The sequence below is a fragment of the Pediococcus sp. EKM201D genome (assembly GCF_011800215.1).
GTDB classification, from domain to species: Bacteria; Bacillota; Bacilli; order Lactobacillales; family Lactobacillaceae; genus Pediococcus; species Pediococcus pentosaceus.
Genome location: NZ_JAALFK010000002.1, coordinates 191,654 through 213,184 on the forward strand (window position 1 = coordinate 191,654; position 21,531 = coordinate 213,184).

Consider the following 21,531-nt stretch of genomic DNA (forward strand, 5'->3'; position numbering starts at 1 on the left):
ATAACCTTCTATTTCTTGCCAATTGGATCTTTACCTGGTGTTCCAGGTTTACGTGGATACTTATTTGGTGTTTGCTTTTTCTTTTCTACCACTACTAAATGGCGTTCGTCACCAGTCGCAGGTAGCGCAAAATCCTTGTCCACGATTAGCTTACCGCCTAAAATGGCAATGGCCATTTTCCCATCTGAAAGTTCTTGTTCAGTATTGGCCGCTTTTAAGGCAATAAAAAATCCGTTTTGTTTAACCAACGGGATACACAACTCACTCAAGACACTCAAACGTGCTACGGCCCGAGCCGTTACAATTTCAAATTTTTCACGATAAACGGACTTTTTAGCACCAAAAGTTTCTGCTCGGTCATGTACCAAAGTCACATCGGTTAATTCTAATTGGTCCACCAACGTTTTCAAAAAAGTGATTCGTTTATTCAATGAATCAACAATCGTGACTTTTAGTGATGGGAAAAGAATCTTCATCGGTAAAGAAGGAAATCCCGCCCCTGCTCCTACATCACATAGTTCAGCTCCTGATTTAAAATATTCAGGCGCCTCTAATAGGGGGGTGACTGAATCATAAAAATGCTTGAGGTACACTTCATTTTCTTCAGTAATTGCCGTTAAATTAACATGTTCATTGGTTTCAACTAACATTTTGTAGTAGGTAGCAAACTGGGCCATTTGATGGTCACTAATTTGATATCCCTTATCTTCTAAAGCCTTTTTAAATTCTTCTGGGGTCATGTCTGTTCTCCTTGTGAAACATTAATTGTTTCATATCTTATTTCCACTTTAACTAATTAGTAAAGATTTAGCAATATTGTGAACACATTTGTAGTCTAAAGTTGGTCGTATTAACTAGCAGGAGGATTTAGTTTTGACTTTAGTTATCCAAAAAATCAATGCTTATAGACCCGAACACTACAAATTACTATTAGATGCCGACCCCTCCCTTAGAAGCATTGCCACCTATTTATCTCGAAGTACCGCGTTCGAATTGACCGACCAGCACCAGCCCGTGGGAATAATTGTTGTCATGCCTACCGAACCGCTAACCGCTGAAATTATGAACGTGGCCGTCAAACCTGAATTCCAAGACCAATACCTTGGGAGTCGCTTAATTCAATTTGTGGTAGATTATTTTAACGAAGACCCTGATTTTACAGCTTTAACGATTAAAACTGGAACAACTAGTTTTAAGCAACTTTATCTATACCAAAAATTAGGCTTCCGCTGTTCTGAAATTTTAACCGATTATTTTAAAAATCCAGAAATTTATCCAAATGATATTTACGAAAATAAAATGCTATTACGCGACGCAATCTTGTTAAAACGAGCCTTAAAGGTTTAAAAAAATCCCATGATGATTGGCTTAGGAAAAACTAAGCTTTAATCATCATGGGACTTTTATTCATTTAAATTAAGCATTCATCTTTTTAACTTCTTCAATAAACCAGGCATTGAAGGCGTCGGCATCAATATCAACACACACTTCAGCGTTGGTCTTTCCATCGTGATAAGCACCTCGGATATCTGCAACGGTTTCACCATTCGCCGGTCCTTCAGTAACTACGTCAATCCAATATGGGATGGTCTTATACATTTCGGGTTTTAGTAAGTATGCCAACGTATTAACATCATGCATTGGGATACCACCTTCATTTCCCTCGTAATAGTGGTTAAAAATGGCTCCCAGCATTTCTCCAGCTTTACCTAAGGATTTTACTGTGTCTAACGTAGATTGTGTTAGAAGAGCTTTCATCGTTACATCTAGGCCAACCATTACTACTGGAATGCCACTCTTATATAAAATTTCAGCAGCGTGGGGATCAGTAAAGACGTTGAATTCTGCAGCGCTTGTCATATTTCCCATGCCAATTGCGCCACCCATGGCCACAATTTTTTCGATCTTGGTTTTTACATCGGGATGTTCAGTAAGTAGTACTGCAATGTTAGTATACGATCCCGTGGGTACCAAAACGATCGGTTCATCGTTAGCCATAATAGTGTGATATAAAACATCCACTGCATTGTTAACTGGAATGTTAGTGGGTTCTGCACCAAAATCGTAACCAGGCATCCCGGATTCGCCGTGAACTCGAGCAGCATCTTCAAATGGTTTAATCAAAGGTTGTTCTGCCCCACCAGCAACCGGAATATCAGCGTTGAAGAATTTTACTAACTTCATCGCGTTCTTAGTAGTTTTATCAACCGTAACATTCCCAGCCACCGTCGTAATTAATTCTAATTCGATTTCAGGATTATTGATGGCCACGGAAATCGCAGCTGCATCATCAATTCCTGGATCTGTATCCATAATAATTTTTGTTGTCATTTTCTTACCTCCAGCTTTTATGAAAGCGTCCTCATTACCATTCTAAAAAAGAATGCACGTTACGTCCATTCTTTTTCACTATCTATTTAAATTAATTAATAATTAACTGTTAAAAAAGTTACCAGACGAACACGCCTACAAATCCAGCTGATAGTAATGAAACTAAAATACCGGAAAGAAGCATGTAACCAACATTCTTAGAAATTGCATCATTTCTTTCACGATCGACAAGACCCTTGAAAGCACCGATGATCATCCCTGTGGTTGAGAAGTTAGCAAATGAAGTTAAGAAGACGGTCAATGTTGCAGCAAAATGAGGTGCGAAATCTTTCATCTTACCAGTTACATCACCCATAACTACAAATTCATTGGTAACTAACTTGGTACCCATATATTGAGCCATTTGGAAAGCATGACTAGGGTCGAAACCTAATAACCATGCAAATGGGAACATTACACAACCAAGAATGTTTTCTAGAGAAAGAACTGGGTTAATCTTACCTAGTAAAGCATCAATCAAAGCAGCCAAAGCAACAAAGGCAATTACGTTAGCTGTGATAATTAAGATCAAACGACCAGCGCCCAAAATTGAGTCGCCCAAGAATGAGAAAAATGGTTCGCGTTCAGGCTTCTTGCTAACTGTTTCTTCAGCAACCCCTTCAGAACCAGATTCGATGGTATCTGTACTTTCGCCAGAGGCACTTCCGCCAATCTTAGCAATTGTATCTTCTTCTGGTGTTACAGTAACTGGATTCAAAACTGTTGTAACAATAATTGAATTAACAATGTTAATTGGAACAGCAGCGATGATATATTGACCCGGCATCATAAGTAAGTATGAACCTAAAATTGATGCAGTAACACAACTCATTGACATCATGGCAATTGTAACCAAACGTTGTGGCTTCATGTTACGAAGTTGTAAACCTGAAACAGCAAGAGCTTCAGTGTTACCTAAAAACATCATTTCTACAGCGAAGAATGATTCAAACTTAGGTTGACGGGTAATGAATGATAGACCCTTACCAACCCACTTGATAATCCATGGAAGGATACCAATGTAAGTTAAAATATCAAACAATGGAACAATCATCAAAATTGGGAGCAATGCACTTGTAACAAAGTTCATTGATTTAACGTGTACCCAATCAGGCAACGCAAATTCAATACCTTTATAAGAAACATCAACCAAAGCTTTAAAGCCATCAGCAGCGGCTTTAACCCCGTTAATACCAACAGACGAGTTAACTAAGAACCAAGCTAACAGAATGTTGATCACTACCATAATACCAACCGACGCCCAGTTGATATGTTTACGGTCTTTTGAAAATAGAACAGCGACGCCTAGAAATACAATAATACCAATAATATTTATTGCTAAAAACATGCCGAAATCTCCCTCTATGATCCAAATTATGTAACAGACGTTGTAATAATAATAACTACTAAATATTAGTCTGTAAATACAAAATATAAAGATTTTTAAAAGGTTTTCGTAAATCATCCACTACATCTTGTGGTGCGGTCCAAAATATGTTAAAACGATTTACCTACAGTTTCCAGAACGCTTTGACTGCTTTTTGTAAATCGCTTACAGAAGTTACTTTTTGGTAGTTTTTCCAATGTCCGGGAAATAAATTTAAATAGCGAGATGTGACAAATCTTTGATCCATTAACAAAATATTACCTCGATCTCGTCGAGTTCGAATTAATCTCCCCGCTGATTGAAGAACGTGGTTCATTCCAGGTAATTGATATGCGTACTCAAATCCATGGCCATTTTTTTCGTCAAAATATTCTTTCAGCAAATTTCTTTCTGTACTCAAGCCCGGTAATCCTACACTTACAATCCCTACACCAATTAGTTGCTCGTTAATTAAATCAATTCCTTCTGAAAAGAGTCCGCCTAACACCGCAAAACCAACTAATGTTCCCGATTTTTCGGTCCGAAAAGCATCTAAAAATGCTGTCCGCTCTTCCATACTCATCTGGCTAGTTTGCAGTTGAACTTCAATTTCAGGATGCATTTCCTGAAATGCATCCGCAATTTGATTTAAATAGGCATAGGATGGTCCAAAAATTAAGTAGTTCCCCGTCTTGGCTTCCACCAGAGTTGCGATTGAAGCGATGATGTTAGGTAAATTTCTTTGGCGCGCCGCATATCTAGTATCAATATAACTAGTAATTAAAAGATTTTGCTGTTTTTCTTCGAATGGTGAAGCCATCTGTAAGATCAAGCCTTCCGTACTTCCCAAAGTTTCTTGATAGTATTCAACGGGCGATAACGTAGCAGAAAAGAAAATCGCCCCGCGTCCCTTTTTTAATGAAGCATCTAAATAGGGACTGGGATCTAGAATCTGTTCTTCGATTTTTATATTATCTTCGGGATTTTGAATTAAAATCCGATAACTTTCATCAAAATATTCACTGATCTTAATGTATTTATTGTTGGCAAAAAACAAATCCAAAATGGTACTGGTTAAATCGTTATCAGGCTGTTTAGGCAGCCATTCTCGGACTACTTCATTGAAGTTCAACATGGCTTTTTCCAGCCCGTCTAGTGGATTATATTCCACCATGTAATCTTTTGTTTGATTTTTAAATGCTTGATGAATCAATTCAAATTCATTATCTAATTGGGTCAATCTACGTTTAACTTGTTTTGAGTCCACATCCGTAGTTGAGGCTTCAAAAAGTTCTTGTGCTTGAATTACCAAAGCCTGCTCTACCACCGCTGAATACATTGCTCTAGAACGCGACACCAAATTATGAGCCTCATCAATTAAAAAGAAATTACTTTGGTCTTCGATTGTAAAAAAGCGCTGGAGATACACCATGGGATCAAACAAATAGTTGTAATCTCCAATAATTAAGTCACAAAATAAAGATAAATCTAATGAAAATTCGAAAGGATCTAACATATACTTCTTCGCATACGTTTGAATAACAGCTTTGTCGAACTTGTCTTCATTTTCTAAGGCGTCCTCTATCCCATCCTTTACTCGATCATAATACCCAATCATGTATGGATTTTCTTCTGGTTTCATATCCACTTCTTCAGGAAATATAATTCGATCTTTAGCTGTAATTGTAATGGATTTAATTCTCAATCCTTGATTAGCCATCAATTCGATAGCTTCTTCGGCGACGTGCTGAGTACTTTGCTTAGCCGTCAAATAGAAAATCCGTTCAATAACTTCCTCACCCAGGGCTTTAATGGTCGGAAACATCGTTGAAACTGTTTTTCCCGTTCCGGTCGGAGCTTCTACGAAGAGGCGTTGTTTAGTTAAAATAGTTTTGTAAACTGCAACTGCTAGGTCTCGTTGTCCATTTCGATACTCTGGAAATGGAAATTCTAATTTGCGCGCTGCTTGGTTACGTTCAGTACGCCAATCATTGCGTAGCTTAATCCACTTTTCGTATTGTCTAACCAAATCATCAAAAAATTCGGTCAGTTCTGTTCGGGTAAATGTTTGTCTTTTTTCAATCACTTCGTCGGTTGGACGTTGATAATAAGTCAGTTGAATGGTCACTTTTTCGAAGTCTAGGTCTTGCGTCAAAATCGCTCCGTAAACTTTTGCTTGGCTCCAATACAATGTCTTAGTGTTCTCACTTAACTCTTCAAAAGTAGGATCCGAAGTTTTAATCTCTTCGATAAACAAGTCATCGTCAATAACTACTCCATCCGCACGACCTTCAATTGTAAAAGTTTCCCCATCCATTTCAACGGCTCGTTTAACGTAGTATTCTTTTTCGTAATTTTCATCACGTTGCTTTTGCAATTTACGATGGATGCGGGCACCCTCTAATGCAGTATTTTGACTATTCATCGTCGCGTTCAAGTCACCCGTACGCAAAATAAATTCAACTAGTTGTCGAATTCCTATCTTAGTTACGCTCATTCAACTCACCTCTATTTCTTAACTTTTTCATTATCCCATAAAACCTTTTCTAGAATTTCTATTTTAAAAACGTATTTATGGTATGTAATCAAAATCTAGGAGGATTTTTATGCATACCAAATTACTTCTATCCAGTATGACCGTTTTAATGGGATTAACTTTCAGCATTCATAGTGTTTCAGCCCATGGTTTTTCACCACAAGTAGCTCCACTTTCAGATTCACCTTCAGCTGAAGTTCACCACCCATCGTCCCAGCCCTCTTCTGCTTCATCTAATTCTTTTACTGCAATTCAGACGGTATTATCACAACATATGGGTCAGCCTTACCTTTGGGGAGCTACTGGACCCACAGCCTTCGATTGTTCGGGCTTAACTCAATACACCTTTAAAAAAGCTCTAAATCTTAATTTAAATCGTACCGCCGAACAACAATTTAACCAATTTCGCCATGTTAGCCATGATCAAGTCCGTCCTGGAGATTTAATTTTCTTTTCTTATAATCATGGGCAATCCATTGATCACGTTGGCATCATTGTTGAAGGTCAAAACATGATGGTAGATGCTCAAAATCGGGGCGTTATTCGTGAATGTTATCTAGTTCCTTGGTGGCGAGGGTAATTGAATAAATAAAAAAAAGAATTCCAGCTGGAATTCTTTTTTATTAACCAAAATGACGCTTCCACCAACCTTGTTTAGGTTGATCAAGAATTTTTTGGTTCTTTTCGGCTAATTCGTCAATTTTTTGTTCCAATTTGACGTTTTCTTCATGGTAACTTTGATTCTGTTCTAAGACTTTCGTCAAAAGTTCCTTAAGATCAGCCATATCCTTGCTTTGCGAAGCAATAAAGCGTTTCATGGATTCATCGATAACAGCTGGTGTGTTTTCTGATCCTGTAACTTCATCGGTATCTTCGCCATCTTTACTACTGTTGTCATTCATCCCTAGCGTTGCCTGTACAGCTTGCTTTAGCGTATGACGATCACCAAGTAGTTCGTTCATCTTAGCAAGAATTTCCATATCCTCTTCAGAATAAATACGACGTCCACGGCCATCATGTTGAAACTTATGTCCGCTACGTTCCATTTCCTTAGCCCAATTACCTAAGGTGGCAAGACTACCAATTCGTTCTATTTTTTCAACAACATCTGAACCTGTAACATATTCATCTGCTATAATATCTTTTGCCATTTTTTCACCCACTTTGAACTTAATTTTACTACATAATTTGTAACAATTGAAGTACGATTTCAGTTAAATAGAAACCTACCTATCAACATAATTGCTACTTTTCGCCTCAAAACGGGTCAATTGAAATAAAATCAATCCTAAAAATTCAAAACCAAAGATTAACCAAGCTAAAGGAGCGTAACTCTGGGTTCCCATTATTCCGGCTAATGGAGAAGCTAAAGCGCCAATAATATTCATTAATAAACCTAAGACGGCTGAAGCCGCTCCAGCATTTGTTCTTCCACCTAGACTCATAGCCATGGATGTTGCCACCGTATTAACAACTCCCACGCAAAAGACCACAATAAACAGGGGAATAATTACTAAGATCGCCATTGGACGTAATAGTAAGCTCCCAACTAATAATACTCCCGCAAACATGCCACCAATTAACCCGCCATTTAAGATATCGCTATCCTTGATTTGCTCTGGTAGGTAGCCTGGAAGATTGTTACCAAGAATAATTCCCAGTCCGTTAATTGCATATAATAGACTAAATTGCCCTACTGTCATGTGGAAATAAGTTTGAAATACAAATGAAGAAGCAGAAATATAGCTAAATAATGCACCAAAAATCAGCCCTTGCGTTAAAGCGATTAAAATAAATTGTCGTTTACCAAACATTGCTCCCAACCCTTTGAAAGTTTGACCAAGCGTCAAGACTTCATTGTTGGTTACCTTCAACGTTTCGGGTAAGGTACATAATACCCCCACCATCACTAAAATTCCGATCACAAATAATAGTACAAAAATCCCTTGCCATTGGACAATAGAAAGTAATGCTCCTCCAATAATTGGCGCAATAATTGGAAAAGCACCATTTACCGCCATTAACATTGCATAAAATTTAGTTAATTCATGTCCATTAAACAAATCACGTGCCACCGCTCTTGAGAGCACTTGCCCGGTTGAGCCCGCTAGCCCTTGAATTAAGCGAATTCCAATAAACAGATAGATATTGGTAGTAAAAATTAGCATCAATGAGGTCACCGCATATAATCCAAATCCGACTACTAATGGAACTCGTCGTCCAATCCGATCACTAATAGGGCCTACAATTAACTGTCCAACCGCTAACCCGATCAAACAAAATGTGATGCTCAATTGTAAGGTAGAAGCTGATGAGTGAAAAGCTCGTTGCATTTCAGGTAGACCCGGCAAATACATATCCATTGATAAAGGACCTGTCGCACTAACAACTCCCATAAAAAATACAAGCCACCATTTTCTTACAGTTGATATCTTTTCATTCATAACCTCAGATCTCCTTTTTTAAAACTTCAAATTCAAGTGTAACGAAAATTAGTTCAAAATCACACATCAAATTTTGGTATCCTTAATATGTTAGAATTGTTAGTTGACACATAAAATCGAGGTAATCATGAATAACAAAGAAAAAACAAACTATCAAGGCAAAAAAAAATTCGGTAAAAAACCTAGTGACCGTCAAAAACAAGACCGTCGGAAGAATTTTTACAATAATCCCCGTAAATCTTCTGACATCAAGATTGGTGACGAAATTCCACTTAAAATTAAACGTTTGGGTATAAACGGTGAAGGAATTGGTTACTACCAGCGTACTATCTGTTTCATCAAAGGTGCGCTTCCTGGTGAAAAGGTCGTAGCATCCATTACCGATGTTCATCCCCGTTTTATCAATGGTGAAGTAAGTAAAATCAAAAAAATCAGTCCCGATCGGGTAAAACCCATTGACGCATATGCTGGAGAAGTCGGTGGATTCGAACTTGAACATTTAGCCTATCCTGCTCAACTTGAATTTAAGCGTGATGTTATTCGACAATCACTAACTAAATTCAGACCCGAAGGCTACAAACGTTTCGAACTTCTACCAACCATCGGAATGGAAAAACCCCTTGAATATCGTAATAAGGCTCAATTCCAAGTCCGTCGTTTAGATGGTAAGGTAGCGGCTGGACTCTATAAGGAAGGTACTCATGATCTAGTAGATTTACCAACTTGTAGCGTTCAACACCCTTTAACGATGGAAATCATTCGAATTGCGGTTGAATTATTCGAAAAATACAACGTAAGCATCTATGATGAACAAACTCATACGGGAAGCCTAAAAACGATCGTAGTACGTGTTGCTGACGCAACTAAAGAAACGCAAGTAGTCTTTATTACTAATACGCCAGAATTAGAACATGTAGACGAAATTATTGATGAATTAGCAGCTCAATTCCCTGAAATTGTTTCCTTCATGCAAAATCTTAACCCTAGTCGCGAATCATTAATCTGGGGTGATAAGACTTTAAACCTGCGTGGTAAGGATACCATTCGAGAAGAATTGGATGGTCTATCATTCAACCTATCCGCACGCGCCTTCTTCCAACTTAATCCTAAGCAAACTTCTGTACTTTATGCTGAAACTCGTAAAGCCCTCGAGTTGTCTCCTGATGACAATCTTGTTGATGCTTACTCTGGAGTTGGAACCATTGGACTTTCACTTGCTGCTCAAGCTAAGGAAGTCCGTGGAATGGATAACATTGAATCAGCGATTGAAGATGCTAATGAAAATGCAAAAATTAATGGCATCGAAAACGCTCACTATGAATTTGGTACAGCTGAGAAAGTTCTTCCAAAATGGCTACATGCCGGTTTTAAACCGAACTCAATTGTGGTCGATCCACCTCGCGTTGGTTTAGATAATAAATTAATCACCGCAATTTTGGAATCTGCACCTGAACATTTCACATATGTTTCATGTAATCCCTCCACTTTAGCTCGTGATTTAGTTCGTATCGTTGAAAAATACGATGTCGAATACATTCAATCTATCGATATGTTCCCTCAAACAGCTCGTGTGGAAGCAGTAGTTAAGTTAAAACGTAAATAAAAAGTTGTGACAAAAGGCTGAGTTTAAGCGTATAGCTATGAGAACTCAAACTACCTTTTGTCGCAACTTTTTTAATTTATCCATTTATTTTTCTTAGCAACTTCAATGGCTTCAAGTCGGTTATGAACCCCTAACTTACTAAAAATTGCTGATAAATAATTACGGACCGTTCCCTCAGATAAAAACAGTTTTTGAGCCATTACTTTAGTTGCATCCCCACTAACTGCAGCCTTTAAAACTGACATTTCACGCTCGGATAAAGGATTTTTATTTGATGATAAGGCTGTGACTACTAATTCTGGGTCATACACTGTGCGTCCCATCATCACTTTATTGATAGTTTCAATCAAATCATCACTTGGACTATCTTTTAATAAATATCCAGCTACTTCTACTTCAACTGCTTTTTCAAAATAAGTCTTTTGAGCAAATGTAGTTAAAATAATTACTTTAGTAGCAAGTTGCTTGTCATGTAAAACTTCTGCAACTTCTAGTCCCGACATCATGGGCATTTCAATATCTAAAATTGCCACATTTGGTTGGAGTCGTTGGATTTCTGCTAATGCGTGTTTTCCATTGGTTGCCGATCCTAAAACTTCTAAATTATCTTCTAAATTTAATAGCTGACTTAATGCAGTATTTAACATGCTTTGGTCTTCTGCGAGATATAAAGTTATCATCGTTACTCCTCTGGTAAGTTAAAGGAAACTTGCGTTCCTATTTTATTTTGTTGAATATCAAATTCACCATGTTTAGCGCGCATCCTTGCTTGCATACCGGAAATCCCATTAGAACCCTGTCGAATAAAAGTTTGCGCATGTCCATCATCTTGCACTTCAATTCGATAGCGACCCTCAGCATGCATAAATCGGATCTGAACTGTACGGGCTTGGGCATGACGAATAATGTTTGTGATTGCTTCAATAATTACAGCTGCAAATTCATTTTGAACTTCAGTTGGCCAATTTATAGCTTCGTTTTCACCTTCAGTCATCATAAAAATATTAGCATCCGTCAGATTCTTACTCTGGATAAATAAAGCTTCACTTAATGATTGTTGATGTAAATCGTTAACGATTTGACGGACAAGCTGCAAATTTGCTCGACTTGTAGTCGCAATATCTTCTAGTTCACGTCCCACTTGATCCGAACCTTTTTCTAACAATTTCTTAGCTAATTCTGTTTTAACCGTAATCATCGAAAAGCTTTGTCCTAAAGTATCATGTAAGTCCCGAGCAATTCGTTCCCGTTCACCCCGACGAACAATGGTTTCTAAGCGTCGGTTATCTTGACGCATTTTTCGACGGTAGCGAATCGAAACTGCAAAAGCATATGACATGATTGGTGAAATAATTGGAAACGCCAGACCCATAATATTTCCAAATATTCCCCCACTAGTATTAGTAGTAATTTGCGTAGGAAATAATTCGATAACTTCTACTAGCCCGATAATTAAAATAGTGTAATACGCCCCCAAAAAAGCCATAACATATTTTTTAGGTCTCCCCACAATCAAAAATGCTACTTGCCAAGCTGTAAAAACCATCATATAGAAATTAAAATTAAAAATGGTAAAAATTCCCGTGATTAAGATTTCTAATGGAATGGAAACTTTTTGCCATTCTGGTTTTTCGGCTGCCCAAATATAATCTGCTAAAAACCCTAGACACATAACTATCCAAAAAGCATCCGTTGCCGATTTAATTGGTAAATAAAACGAAATATTATATGGCATATATAATAACCAGATATAATATTCCCATTTCACATTTCTAAAATTCCATTTATTTTTAACCACGAGCCAATCTACCCTTTCGTCGTGTGATAATTGTTCCTACTGTCATTGCGGCGACCAATCCAACTATCCAAACTCCTAGACCCTGAACGTCATTCCAGTTAATTTTAGCATTATTCACTGTGCTACTAATCATATCGTTCAAAAAATAGGTTGGTAATTTATTACCAATATTTTGAACCCACTGCGGTAAAATTTGAATTGGCCACCAAAGCCCGCTTAAAATAGCCACTGGAAATGTAATTAAGTTTCCTAAAATTGTTAGAGTTTCTTGTCGTTTAACATGTGATATGGCAATTCCAAGTAGTAACAGAGGTATTTGACCTAACCAAACTAGTCCTAATATAGTTATCCATTGCATAGTACTTAAATCAACATGATTGATCAGAATCGCCGTCGTTCCTAAAATAACAATCGTAAAGATGTTCATCATCAAACTCCAAAAACAAATCGAAATATAATAATGATTTAAATTACGATTAGTAATCTTTAAAAGCGTAATTAATCCTTGGTTACGGTCTCGCTCCATAAAATTGCCAACGCCCATAATGGCAGTAATTAAAATACTGTAAACCATCATGCTCCCCATATATTCTGCACTAAACGTTTTAATTTGGACTCTATTAATTTGCGTAAATAGGATGTAAAAGGCCGTGGGCATCAGCAATGAAAAGAACACGAAGCCATAATTTCGAAAAATTAATCTTTTTCCATCAAATTTCAGTTGTTCAATCATCTTCTGCATTGTTTTTTTCTCCTCGAGTAATAGTTTGAAAAATATTTTCTAGTGAAGCATCGATGATGTTCAAATGTTGAATTTCCTCTAAATATGGTACTAAGTCTCTTAACGTTGCATCTCCATTAGTGCTACTAATTTTTATTTTATTTCCAGTTTGCTTAATCGCTTGAACTTGAGTTAGTTTTCTAAAAATAGATCCTTCACGTTTAGTTTCAAAACTAATCTGGGTGGTTAAATATTGTTTCTGAAGTTCATTCAAAGTACCATCAAACTCAATTTTTCCATCTTTTAAGATTAAAATCTGATCAGCCGTCTGTTGGATTTCTTCTAAATAATGACTCGTAATTAATATCGTTTTTCCTTCATTTTTCATTCGATCAACGTTAATCCAAAAATCTTGGCGAGCGTTAACATCCATTCCTACGGTAGGTTCGTCGAGAAAAATCAAACTTGCATTACTAACTAAAGTCATTGCAAAGGTAACTCGTCGCAACTGTCCGCCCGATAAATCGTTCAAATAATGATGCGCTAAATCACTTAAATTTAATTCTTTTAATACCGTTTGGGGAGCTTTAGGATTAGGATATTGAGCTGCTACCTCCGCCAAAATTTCCCCAACTTTCACGCCAGGTAACTTTAAGTCACCTTGAAACATTGATGCGACTGATTGACTCATCCCTGGACGATGTCCTAAAATTGATACTTTCATATTTGTTTTTAATAAGCCTAATAAGATTCTTAAAAGCGTGGTTTTTCCGGCTCCATTTTCACCAATTAAACCAACAACTTTCCCCGGCTGGACTTCAAAGCTAACGTCTTGTAAAACTTGTTGATTGCCGTAGTTGAATTTTAAGTTATTTACGATGATTGCATTTGTCATAATTATTCCCCCATGCTTATATCATAGAAAATACCTCTTCGTTTCCCTAGTACTGCTTGTCACCAAAAAATATGACAAATGTCATACTTTCTAAGAACTTCTTAAGTTCACTTAACTCCAATGGATTTTCATAGACTTTAAGCTCCAACATCTGAATAATAATAGGAAAATAGTGACAAAATATTCTTTGGAGGACCCCAATGGAACAATACATTATTAATTTCGTAAACGACTTTGGTTATTTAGGAATTATTTTGCTAATTACACTGGAGAACGTCTTTCCCCCCATCCCTTCAGAAGTGATTTTGACTTTTGCCGGCTTCATTACCCTTTCTTCCAAACTTACCGTCTGGGGTAGTGTCCTTGCAGCAACAATTGGAGCGGTGATTGGGGCAGTGATTCTATATATTATTGGAAGTTATCTAACCGTCGAACGCTTAGGACGTCTAATCAGTAGCCGCCTTGGTAAAATCCTACGTTTAAAACATAGCGACGTTACCAAAACTCATAATTTCTTTGTCAAACATGGTTCCAAAACGATTTTCTTTGGCCGTTTTGTTCCCGTCGTTCGGAGCCTAATTTCTTTACCAGCGGGTATGACTAGAATGCCTTGGAAAATCTTTGTTTTATTAACTACACTGGGAACGTTGATTTGGAATGTTGTACTCATTCTGCTTGGTCGACTGGCAGGTGAGGCTTGGTCCGAAGTATCAGCTACAATCGACTCCTACTCAAGCTTAGTTTTAATCGTTCTGATCGTGCTGTTTGCTGGATCAGCTATCGTCTACTATTTCAAACGAATTCGAGTAAAATCCTAACCTAGTAATCGCTTTCATGTTAGAATTAACCTAACTTATTCAGCTAGGAGGAATCATTATGCACAAGCATCTACCTACTAAGCGTCAAAAACAACGTCTTGCTCCAGTGGTGGCTTTCGAAATTACCGGTCTTTTTATTGCTTTAAAAGATATTATTACTGCCAAAAAATTCCGTCATGGGTCGCGTGGTCTGTGGTTAGCTTTAGTATTTATTCAACCTATCGGACCTTGGCTTTACTTCTGGTTAGGACAAGCTAAAACGGATTAATCGGTCCTAGGAAGAAGATGAATTTTTTTGAAAACTGCTGACGTCAAAAGACGTTTCTTTTGGCTTGTCATATCTATTATTTTAAATTCGGCGGCCAACGCTTTATCCATTGCTACGGGTTTAGGTAGCGCCGTCTGGACGGGTTCTGCAGTGAATCTCTCACATTGGGTAGCTCATACCACCAGCCCTGCAATTGCTAATCACGTGATGGGAACGGTTTTAGTTTTATACGGAGTTTCAGTAGCTTTTTTGACCATGCTTTTATCGCGCCATTTGGATTGGGCTCGTTTTGCCCGCAACATTTTATTTGTTGTACCGTTTAGTTATCTCGTCCAATGGTTCACCCCTTTTTGGAGTGATACTTTAAAAATCAGCCAGTTGCAAGCTAATTTTCAACATCCTTGGCAGCTTTTAACTTCTGTTATTCTGGATATTATTGGTTTATTGGGCGTGGCTGTAGCTGTTTCACTCTATCAACGGGCGAATTTGATTATGCATCCCAACGATGATCTTTCCTACATTCTACGTTTTAGATATCTTCACGGTTTAGCCTCAGTTTCACAATGGGCTAGTTATGTCCCACCACTTATCATCACCGCTCTTAGCTGCTTTGCTAACGGCGGCCGATTATGGTCATTTGGTTTCGGAACTGTTTGGGCCTTTATTACCCAAGGTTACGTTCAAGGTTGGTCCGATCAACACGTAGTTCCAACCTTTAGACATCATTTTTCATTTCAAAGTCCAAAAAAGCTTTGATAAAAGGGCGCATTCCATCGTGAATGCTAACAACCTTTTACCAAAGCTTTTTTATTTATTCAATGTTTTAATGATTTTTTTAGCAACAATTGTTGCATATTGCTTGGAACCATCAGGATTAGGATGGACATAATCTCCATAGAACCAACCAGGTTGATTTTTAGAAGGTGTAAACCAGTCAATTACTGTCAAATTCTTGTATTGCTTAGTCGCTTTATCTAACGTCTTATTTACCGATCCTTCCCATGTCTTCGTTGGAACATGGACATTAACCCAGAAAATATGACGTTTAGAACCTACCGCATCTTCGACTGCTTTAACGTCCTTATCAGAAATCGGACCATTGGCCCCTAAATTAATTAGGACATTATCACTTAAAGTTTTTTGACGTTTTAATTCGGCAATAATACCAGGCGCTTCATCAACCTGCCGTCCAACTTTTGATGACATATAAGCTGTTGGAAAAATTTCCTGCAAGTCTGCTCCCGTATCTTCGAGAACGGAATCCCCCACTCCGGTTAATGGAGTTACGGCAGCAAATTTCATTTCTTGATCAGTCAACTGATACTTTTTAGCGATTTCTTTTTCTTGTTTCGTTAGTTTAGCCTTTTTTTGCTTCGTTTTGGCTGCACTAGTTTCCTTTTGTTTTTCCAAAGCTTCTTTGTTTTTCTTGTCGGCCTCTTTACTATTTTTAGCTAATTTAGTTTGTAATCCATCTGTTTTTTGAACCACTTTTTCTGGTGAAGTAACTGCACCAAATAGAGCAATTAAAACTACTAAAACAGCTGGAATTGCCAAGTATCGACGCCATTGTAAGTTAGATTTCAAATCAAAAATCTTTTTCAATAGTGCAAAAGTTTGCCGATAGTCAAATTTAGCTAGTGGAATTTCAATATAACGATAAGAAAGTTCACTAATTACTAAGATGATTACTAGTGGTGCTAAAGTGTTTAAAACTGGATGAGCCGCAATATTAGTAACTTTTTGTTCGTAAAAAATCATTACTGGTAGTTGATACATATAAATCCCATAAGACCGACTTCCCAACCATTTGAATACAGGATTAGTCAACAGGCGATTCCACATAAACGACGGATGAGCGATGATTGCAATCATTAAAACGGCCAGAATAGAGAATATGAAAATTCCACCATAATACGGCGTTGCGGTGGTTCCCGGCATAGTAAAGAATGTAATTCCCATGACTAGGATTAATATACCACCCAGTATATTAGCAATTAAATTAGTTCTCGCATTTAACGCTTTTTTCAAGCGAGTCGACGGCCAAATAAAAGCTAACGCTGCTCCAATCAAAAATGGTGCAACTCGTGTGTCTGAACCATAATAAACTCGATTAACTGTATCTGGATGATAGAGAATGGTCATCAGCATCGATGAAATGATACTAAGAGAAAATAGAATTCCACTCGCTTGAACACGACGTTCTCCAAAAATTTTCAATAATACTATCAGTATCAATGGCCAAATAAAGTAGTACTGGGCCAACACCGATAAATACCATAAATGCGTGAATGGTGATTCTCCATTGTAGCGATCAAAATAGGACTGCCCATTATTTACAAGCCACCAGTTATACACAAATACTAAATTAGTCCAAATAATATTTCTAATATGGGATAGTAGGTTTTGCGCAAAAAGTGTCATATAGGCTGTACTTGTTACCAAAACCATAACTAGGGTCGGATATAGTCGACGTAATCGCCGTATGTAAAAAGAACCCAATTTTATTTTTCCGGTTCGATCCCATTCTTGTATAAAAATATCTGTAATCAGATAACCCGAAACGGCAAAAAAGATGGGAACCCCCAAATATCCTCCAGGAACGGTAAAAGGCATCAGATGGTAAAAAATAACTCCTAGCAATGCCATCACTCGTAGTCCATCGAAGCCTGTGATATAGCGTCGTTCTCCTACATTCTTTCGCTCAATCTCAATAGAAGTCCCATGTAAGTCAGATCTTCTCATCTTTTCGCACCTCTAACATTTAAATAAACCAAATTTTATTCCCCACAATCTATTCCTCGGAATACCCAAATGCTGCGTATTCTTAAACTTGTTAAAGTACCGGCTTTAGACCCTTACCTATGCGTTATTTATAATGTTCTCACTTTTTTTATTAAAAGTTCAAAAAGCACTTAATTATTATGACACAACTTTAACATTATTGCTGTTATAAATAACGAAGTTACTAAATGAATTTAAATTAACGATTACCTAATTCACTTTTCGCGCTTAAATTTTGATGATAAGATTAATTTAACTTTGTCTTAAGGAGTGATTATTTTGAGAAAAATTGCAGTATATTGTGGGGCAGCCGCCGGCAACAATCCAACCTACGCTAACAGCGCCCGTAAGTTAGGTAAATGGATGGCTAGTAATAATATTGGCTTAGTTTACGGAGGTGGGCAATTTGGTTTGATGGGAATCATCGCCAAAACTGTCATTGAAAATGGTGGTCATGTCGATGGTATTATTCCTGAAAATTTAGCAGCACGGGGCGCAAGCTATCAAGCTATCTCAAATCTCCAAGTAGTCAAAGATATGTCAATTCGTAAGCAATTAATGATGGATATGGCAGATGGTTTCATTGCCTTACCTGGAGGTCCCGGCACGTTGGAGGAAATTTCTGAAGTATTTTCTTGGTCTTTAATTGGTGACAATAATAAGCCATGTGTCCTTTTCAATACTAATCACTACTATGATAATCTTCAAAACATGTATGATCATATGGTGGTCGAAGGTTTTCTTACCAGTCAAGCTCGGCAAAAGCTCCTTTTCAGTGATTCCGTTGAACAAATTGCAGAATTTATGGACACCTATGTTCCACCAAAAATTCGTGAATATTAACCCGATGATGCGCATCTAGCGCATTTTTTTGTACAAAATTCCTATTTCAGCATCATTACAATTAAACCAATGGTAATAATTATTCGAATTATAAAATGATTCCAATTGATATTGAAAAAAATTAGTTGTCCATTAATTAATGCCACTGGTAACGCCAATATCAATCCGATAATTCCCAGCCACGGTTGAACCAACGTCAAAATCATCAAGGCACCTACAATAACATTTAAGGCTGTAATCCATGTTTCAACTTGTACCCCAATCCTGTAGGCACTAAAAATCAAAAAACCGCCGTATAACATCGTTAATATAATTCCAATCATATGTAGCATAGGGGTCCACTCCTTATTATTTCTAATAGAAAACGCTTTCTGAAACTATTGTAACAATTTATCTAGCATATTGGCGAAAAACTTTGTAGTTGACATTCTACTCCCTTATCTATATAGTTAGTTACACAAGTAATTAAGTGATTCAGGAGGAGGATTTTTATGATTAATCAACCAATCGTTAGCGTTTCGGGTTTACGTAAAACTTACGGGGGGAAAAACGAAAAACAATACGAGGCATTAAAAGGAATTGATTTTAATGTTGAACAAGGCGAATTTGTCGGAATCATGGGGGCTTCCGGCTCTGGTAAAACAACTTTGCTCAATATGCTTGCTACCTTAGACCAACCTACTAGTGGTAAGGTCATGATTAATAGTCAAGATGTTACTACCCTTAAAGGCGACAAAATTGCGGATTTCCGGGCAAATGAAATTGGATTTATTTTCCAAGATTTTAATTTGCTAGAAACACTAACAGCTGAAGAAAATATTGCGCTTCCTCTATCACTTCAAGGGGTTAAAAAAAGTGCCATTAACCAAGCGGTTACTGCTGTGGCTGAAACACTATCCATTCAAGACCTTTTAAAGAAGTATCCTACAGAACTTTCTGGTGGACAAAAGCAACGAGTGGCAGCTGCCCGTGGAATTGTCCACAAACCAGCACTGTTATTAGGAGATGAACCAACTGGAGCACTTGATTCTAATAGTGCTCGTGAGTTGCTTGAACTTCTAACTGACATTAATCAAAAACAAAACGTTTCTGTTTTACTCGTTACTCATGATCCCTTTTCAGCTAGTTTCTGTAATCGGATTTTGTTCATTAAAGATGGCGTTATTGGTCAAGAAATACGTCGTAACGGAGTTTCACGGACTGAGTTTTACCAAGATATTCTTGAAAAACTCGGAACTTTTGAACAATAGGAGGCAAACAAATGTTATCTAGACTCGCACTCTCAAATATCAAAAATCGATTACGAGACTACATCGTCCTCTTGACCGGCCTTGTAATGTCTTCCGCTATCTTTTATATGTTTGCCAACTTGGCAACCAACGAAAGCTTTATTAAAAGTAATACTACTTTTAGATTCGCTGTTCCTGTTTTTTATTTTGGTGAGGTACTACTCGTAATTATCACTTTAGTTTACGTCATGTACGCTAATTCATTCTTATTAAACATGAGACTTCACGATTATGGTTTATTTATGATGTTAGGAGCCAAAAAACGTCGTGTAGGAACATTGATGGTTTTCGAAACTTTAGTCGTTGGTGCCATTGCTACCGCAATCGGTTTACTGCTGGGAATTGGTTTAACAGGGGGACTTTCTAAGTTACTATTCTCACACCTTGGAATTGCGCTTCATCATTTTAACCCATTCTATTTTAAAGCAGTACTGACAACCATTGTTTTATACTTAGTACTTTTTATCATTGCCGCAATTTTTAATCTTCAATCATTAATTCGTACTCCGGTACTCAAATTGCTTAAACAAAATGATACAGTTAACAAAATTAAGGCTCATGGAATTGGGCTTTACTTTGCGGGAATATTTGGAGTAATTTTAATTGGAATTGGTTACTATGCTCTAGCTCAAATTGCTACCTTCAAATTAACTTCTATTCCAATTGCCCTAGTTACTATCGTGCTAGGGAGTTATTTAATTTTCCACTCAAGCATGATTCTTATTATTGAACGTCTTAAGAAATCTAATTGGGCACGTCGTAAATTAAACAATTTTACTTTATCTCAAATTATGTTCCGCGTTCAGGATTACACTAAGATTTTAACAATTACGTCCCTCTTGTTCGCCTTAGCATTAGGGGCCATTACCGTGGGCTCTGCGTTCAACCGTCAAATCGATTCAATGGCTAAAAGTAATAGTTCCTATACTATTGCTATTAACAATCCAACAGCTAAAGAGCAAGGTTTGATCGAACAATTATCTGATCGTACAGTCGTTAAATATGACCAAAAGTTTAGTGGTAACCACGTTATTTATAATGAAGATCAATTTGCTCAACATCCATATAAGATTGTTGAAACAACTCAAAGTAAGTCTGGTACTATGAATACGTATAAAAACGTTCCAGTTTCTGTCAGCAAGCTTAAAAAAGAAGTTAGCAGCCAATTTGATTTTGTAAGTTTAGGTGGTTCTGTTTTAGACACGGCTCCTAAATTCTATGCCACAAACGATTTTAATAAAATTAACGCCAAAAAAGGTTCTGTTAGTTTAATTACGGTTAAAAGTATTGCTGAGAACCGTACTGTTTTAGAGAAGTTAAACCATCTCCAACTTAAAGCTTATCCAACAATGGATGAAACTGGCATTGGTGCTGGTACCTTCCCTGCCTTCTTAATGATTAGTGGGATCTATGGTGGACTAGAATTTATCGGCTACTTCTTAGGAATTGCATTCCTAGCAATGCTAGCAAGTTGCTTGATGTTCAAGATTCTTTCTGGAACTCAACAAGACCGGATTCGTTATAACTTGCTAACTAAGGTTGGTACTCGTCGCTCTCTACTAAACCAAAGTATCAATCGTGAAATCTTTGTGCTATTTGCACTTCCAGGTATCCTAGGAATTATTGATGTACTCTTTGGACTCCAAATGTTTAAGAGCTTCTTCAATAATAATCCTTATCAAAACATCCAATATCCAATCATAATTTTTGTTGTACTATATCTGTTGTATTACTTCCTAACAACTTGGTTATATAAATTAATCGTATTGCCTAAAAAGAAATAAATAAAAAGGTGAACC

General features: G+C 37.3%; 21 protein-coding genes. 9 read left to right on the top strand and 12 right to left on the bottom strand.

Features of this window, described 5'->3' with window-relative positions:
• Positions 1-8: 8 nt before the first annotated feature.
• Positions 9-740 (bottom strand): 16S rRNA (guanine(527)-N(7))-methyltransferase RsmG, encoded by a 732-nt coding sequence (gene rsmG / locus HFC68_RS03790; protein WP_011673834.1) that lies wholly within the window; start codon positions 738-740, stop codon positions 9-11.
• A gap of 133 nt (positions 741-873) precedes the next feature.
• Between rsmG and HFC68_RS03795 the strand changes: the two genes are divergently transcribed.
• Entirely contained in the window at positions 874-1,347 is a 474-nt protein-coding gene (locus HFC68_RS03795; protein WP_011673835.1) for an N-acetyltransferase, read from the top strand.
• Between the two features lie 69 nt (positions 1,348-1,416).
• Here the strand turns inward: HFC68_RS03795 and rihC are convergent, their stop codons facing one another.
• The 3 genes from rihC to HFC68_RS03810 all read right to left on the bottom strand — a co-directional run bounded on the left by rihC (position 1,417) and on the right by HFC68_RS03810 (position 6,233).
• The gene (gene rihC, locus HFC68_RS03800; RefSeq protein ID WP_002834126.1) at positions 1,417-2,331 is read right to left on the bottom strand and encodes a ribonucleoside hydrolase RihC; all 915 of its coding nucleotides are present in this window, start codon (positions 2,329-2,331) and stop codon (positions 1,417-1,419) included.
• Positions 2,332-2,449: 118 nt separating this feature from the next.
• Positions 2,450-3,718, bottom strand: coding sequence for a NupC/NupG family nucleoside CNT transporter (locus HFC68_RS03805; RefSeq protein ID WP_167399690.1), 1,269 nt, complete (start codon positions 3,716-3,718; stop codon positions 2,450-2,452).
• A 163-nt stretch (positions 3,719-3,881) separates the two neighbouring features.
• The gene (locus tag HFC68_RS03810; protein WP_011673836.1) at positions 3,882-6,233 is read right to left on the bottom strand and encodes an ATP-dependent DNA helicase; all 2,352 of its coding nucleotides are present in this window, start codon (positions 6,231-6,233) and stop codon (positions 3,882-3,884) included.
• A gap of 109 nt (positions 6,234-6,342) precedes the next feature.
• Between HFC68_RS03810 and HFC68_RS03815 the strand changes: the two genes are divergently transcribed.
• Positions 6,343-6,852: a C40 family peptidase gene (locus HFC68_RS03815; protein ID WP_011673837.1), complete on the top strand. Its 510-nt coding sequence runs from the start codon at positions 6,343-6,345 to the stop codon at positions 6,850-6,852.
• A 43-nt stretch (positions 6,853-6,895) separates the two neighbouring features.
• Here the strand turns inward: HFC68_RS03815 and HFC68_RS03820 are convergent, their stop codons facing one another.
• Both HFC68_RS03820 and HFC68_RS03825 read right to left on the bottom strand, forming a co-directional pair.
• Positions 6,896-7,423 (bottom strand): MerR family transcriptional regulator, encoded by a 528-nt coding sequence (locus tag HFC68_RS03820; protein ID WP_002834130.1) that lies wholly within the window; start codon positions 7,421-7,423, stop codon positions 6,896-6,898.
• Between the two features lie 75 nt (positions 7,424-7,498).
• Positions 7,499-8,716: a multidrug effflux MFS transporter gene (locus HFC68_RS03825; RefSeq protein ID WP_011673838.1), complete on the bottom strand. Its 1,218-nt coding sequence runs from the start codon at positions 8,714-8,716 to the stop codon at positions 7,499-7,501.
• Between the two features lie 127 nt (positions 8,717-8,843).
• Here HFC68_RS03825 and rlmD point away from each other — a divergent pair, with 127 nt between their 5' ends.
• The gene (rlmD, locus tag HFC68_RS03830; RefSeq protein ID WP_011673839.1) at positions 8,844-10,319 is read left to right on the top strand and encodes a 23S rRNA (uracil(1939)-C(5))-methyltransferase RlmD; all 1,476 of its coding nucleotides are present in this window, start codon (positions 8,844-8,846) and stop codon (positions 10,317-10,319) included.
• Between the two features lie 71 nt (positions 10,320-10,390).
• Here the strand turns inward: rlmD and HFC68_RS03835 are convergent, their stop codons facing one another.
• The 4 genes from HFC68_RS03835 to HFC68_RS03850 are packed head-to-tail and all read right to left on the bottom strand — an operon-like array spanning position 10,391 to position 13,733.
• Positions 10,391-10,999, bottom strand: a complete 609-nt coding sequence (locus HFC68_RS03835; protein WP_041526976.1) for a DNA-binding response regulator — start codon at positions 10,997-10,999, stop codon at positions 10,391-10,393.
• A 2-nt stretch (positions 11,000-11,001) separates the two neighbouring features.
• Entirely contained in the window at positions 11,002-12,054 is a 1,053-nt protein-coding gene (locus HFC68_RS03840; protein WP_148194168.1) for a sensor histidine kinase, read from the bottom strand.
• Positions 12,055-12,109: 55 nt separating this feature from the next.
• Entirely contained in the window at positions 12,110-12,859 is a 750-nt protein-coding gene (locus HFC68_RS03845) for an ABC transporter permease (protein ID WP_011673842.1), read from the bottom strand.
• Positions 12,843-13,733, bottom strand: coding sequence for an ABC transporter ATP-binding protein (locus tag HFC68_RS03850; protein ID WP_011673843.1), 891 nt, complete (start codon positions 13,731-13,733; stop codon positions 12,843-12,845). Before HFC68_RS03850 ends, HFC68_RS03845 begins: the two co-directional genes overlap by 17 nt.
• 200 nt (positions 13,734-13,933) lie before the next feature.
• On the opposite strand from HFC68_RS03850, the gene HFC68_RS03855 reads away from it, so the two are divergent.
• The 3 genes from HFC68_RS03855 to HFC68_RS03865 are packed head-to-tail and all read left to right on the top strand — an operon-like array spanning position 13,934 to position 15,575.
• Positions 13,934-14,551, top strand: a complete 618-nt coding sequence (locus HFC68_RS03855; protein ID WP_011673844.1) for a DedA family protein — start codon at positions 13,934-13,936, stop codon at positions 14,549-14,551.
• A 58-nt stretch (positions 14,552-14,609) separates the two neighbouring features.
• The gene (locus HFC68_RS03860) at positions 14,610-14,819 is read left to right on the top strand and encodes a hypothetical protein (protein WP_002834141.1); all 210 of its coding nucleotides are present in this window, start codon (positions 14,610-14,612) and stop codon (positions 14,817-14,819) included.
• Between the two features lie 27 nt (positions 14,820-14,846).
• Positions 14,847-15,575 (top strand): hypothetical protein, encoded by a 729-nt coding sequence (locus tag HFC68_RS03865; protein WP_011673845.1) that lies wholly within the window; start codon positions 14,847-14,849, stop codon positions 15,573-15,575.
• 51 nt (positions 15,576-15,626) lie between these two features.
• On the opposite strand, the gene HFC68_RS03870 is transcribed toward HFC68_RS03865, so the two are convergent.
• Positions 15,627-17,561 carry an acyltransferase family protein gene (locus tag HFC68_RS03870; protein WP_011673846.1) on the bottom strand — a complete coding sequence of 645 codons (1,935 nt, stop codon included), beginning with the start codon at positions 17,559-17,561 and terminating at the stop codon, positions 15,627-15,629.
• A gap of 318 nt (positions 17,562-17,879) precedes the next feature.
• Between HFC68_RS03870 and HFC68_RS03875 the strand changes: the two genes are divergently transcribed.
• A complete protein-coding gene (locus HFC68_RS03875; RefSeq protein ID WP_011673847.1) occupies positions 17,880-18,443 on the top strand; it encodes a TIGR00730 family Rossman fold protein in 564 nt (187 codons plus the stop codon).
• Positions 18,444-18,484: 41 nt separating this feature from the next.
• On the opposite strand, the gene HFC68_RS03880 is transcribed toward HFC68_RS03875, so the two are convergent.
• Entirely contained in the window at positions 18,485-18,775 is a 291-nt protein-coding gene (locus HFC68_RS03880; RefSeq protein WP_011673848.1) for a hypothetical protein, read from the bottom strand.
• 159 nt (positions 18,776-18,934) lie between these two features.
• Here HFC68_RS03880 and HFC68_RS03885 point away from each other — a divergent pair, with 159 nt between their 5' ends.
• Together HFC68_RS03885 and HFC68_RS03890 are read left to right on the top strand one after the other, a co-directional pair.
• Complete coding sequence (locus tag HFC68_RS03885) at positions 18,935-19,693, top strand: ABC transporter ATP-binding protein (RefSeq protein ID WP_002834147.1); 759 nt, start codon at positions 18,935-18,937, stop codon at positions 19,691-19,693.
• Between the two features lie 11 nt (positions 19,694-19,704).
• On the top strand, positions 19,705-21,516 hold the full coding sequence (locus HFC68_RS03890) for an FtsX-like permease family protein (protein WP_069825528.1): 1,812 nt from the start codon (positions 19,705-19,707) through the stop codon (positions 21,514-21,516).
• The last annotated feature ends 15 nt before the right edge of the window (positions 21,517-21,531 follow it).

Excerpts from the sequence above, each read along its gene's own strand:
- HFC68_RS03805 (WP_167399690.1), bottom strand. The coding sequence starts at position 3,718 with ATGTTTTTAGCAATAAATATTATTGGTATTATTGTATTTCTAGGCGTC.
- HFC68_RS03815 (WP_011673837.1), top strand. The coding sequence starts at position 6,343 with ATGCATACCAAATTACTTCTATCCAGTATGACCGTTTTAATGGGATTA.
- HFC68_RS03820 (WP_002834130.1), bottom strand. The coding sequence starts at position 7,423 with ATGGCAAAAGATATTATAGCAGATGAATATGTTACAGGTTCAGATGTT.
- HFC68_RS03825 (WP_011673838.1), bottom strand. The coding sequence starts at position 8,716 with ATGAATGAAAAGATATCAACTGTAAGAAAATGGTGGCTTGTATTTTTT.
- HFC68_RS03850 (WP_011673843.1), bottom strand. The coding sequence starts at position 13,733 with ATGACAAATGCAATCATCGTAAATAACTTAAAATTCAACTACGGCAAT.
- HFC68_RS03840 (WP_148194168.1), bottom strand. The coding sequence starts at position 12,054 with ATGCCATATAATATTTCGTTTTATTTACCAATTAAATCGGCAACGGAT.
- rsmG (WP_011673834.1), bottom strand. The coding sequence starts at position 740 with ATGACCCCAGAAGAATTTAAAAAGGCTTTAGAAGATAAGGGATATCAA.
- rlmD (WP_011673839.1), top strand. The coding sequence starts at position 8,844 with ATGAATAACAAAGAAAAAACAAACTATCAAGGCAAAAAAAAATTCGGT.
- rihC (WP_002834126.1), bottom strand. The coding sequence starts at position 2,331 with ATGACAACAAAAATTATTATGGATACAGATCCAGGAATTGATGATGCA.
- HFC68_RS03835 (WP_041526976.1), bottom strand. The coding sequence starts at position 10,999 with ATGATAACTTTATATCTCGCAGAAGACCAAAGCATGTTAAATACTGCA.
- HFC68_RS03845 (WP_011673842.1), bottom strand. The coding sequence starts at position 12,859 with ATGCAGAAGATGATTGAACAACTGAAATTTGATGGAAAAAGATTAATT.
- HFC68_RS03880 (WP_011673848.1), bottom strand. The coding sequence starts at position 18,775 with ATGCTACATATGATTGGAATTATATTAACGATGTTATACGGCGGTTTT.
- HFC68_RS03860 (WP_002834141.1), top strand. The coding sequence starts at position 14,610 with ATGCACAAGCATCTACCTACTAAGCGTCAAAAACAACGTCTTGCTCCA.
- HFC68_RS03890 (WP_069825528.1), top strand. The coding sequence starts at position 19,705 with ATGTTATCTAGACTCGCACTCTCAAATATCAAAAATCGATTACGAGAC.
- HFC68_RS03870 (WP_011673846.1), bottom strand. The coding sequence starts at position 17,561 with ATGAGAAGATCTGACTTACATGGGACTTCTATTGAGATTGAGCGAAAG.
- HFC68_RS03885 (WP_002834147.1), top strand. The coding sequence starts at position 18,935 with ATGATTAATCAACCAATCGTTAGCGTTTCGGGTTTACGTAAAACTTAC.
- HFC68_RS03855 (WP_011673844.1), top strand. The coding sequence starts at position 13,934 with ATGGAACAATACATTATTAATTTCGTAAACGACTTTGGTTATTTAGGA.
- HFC68_RS03810 (WP_011673836.1), bottom strand. The coding sequence starts at position 6,233 with ATGAGCGTAACTAAGATAGGAATTCGACAACTAGTTGAATTTATTTTG.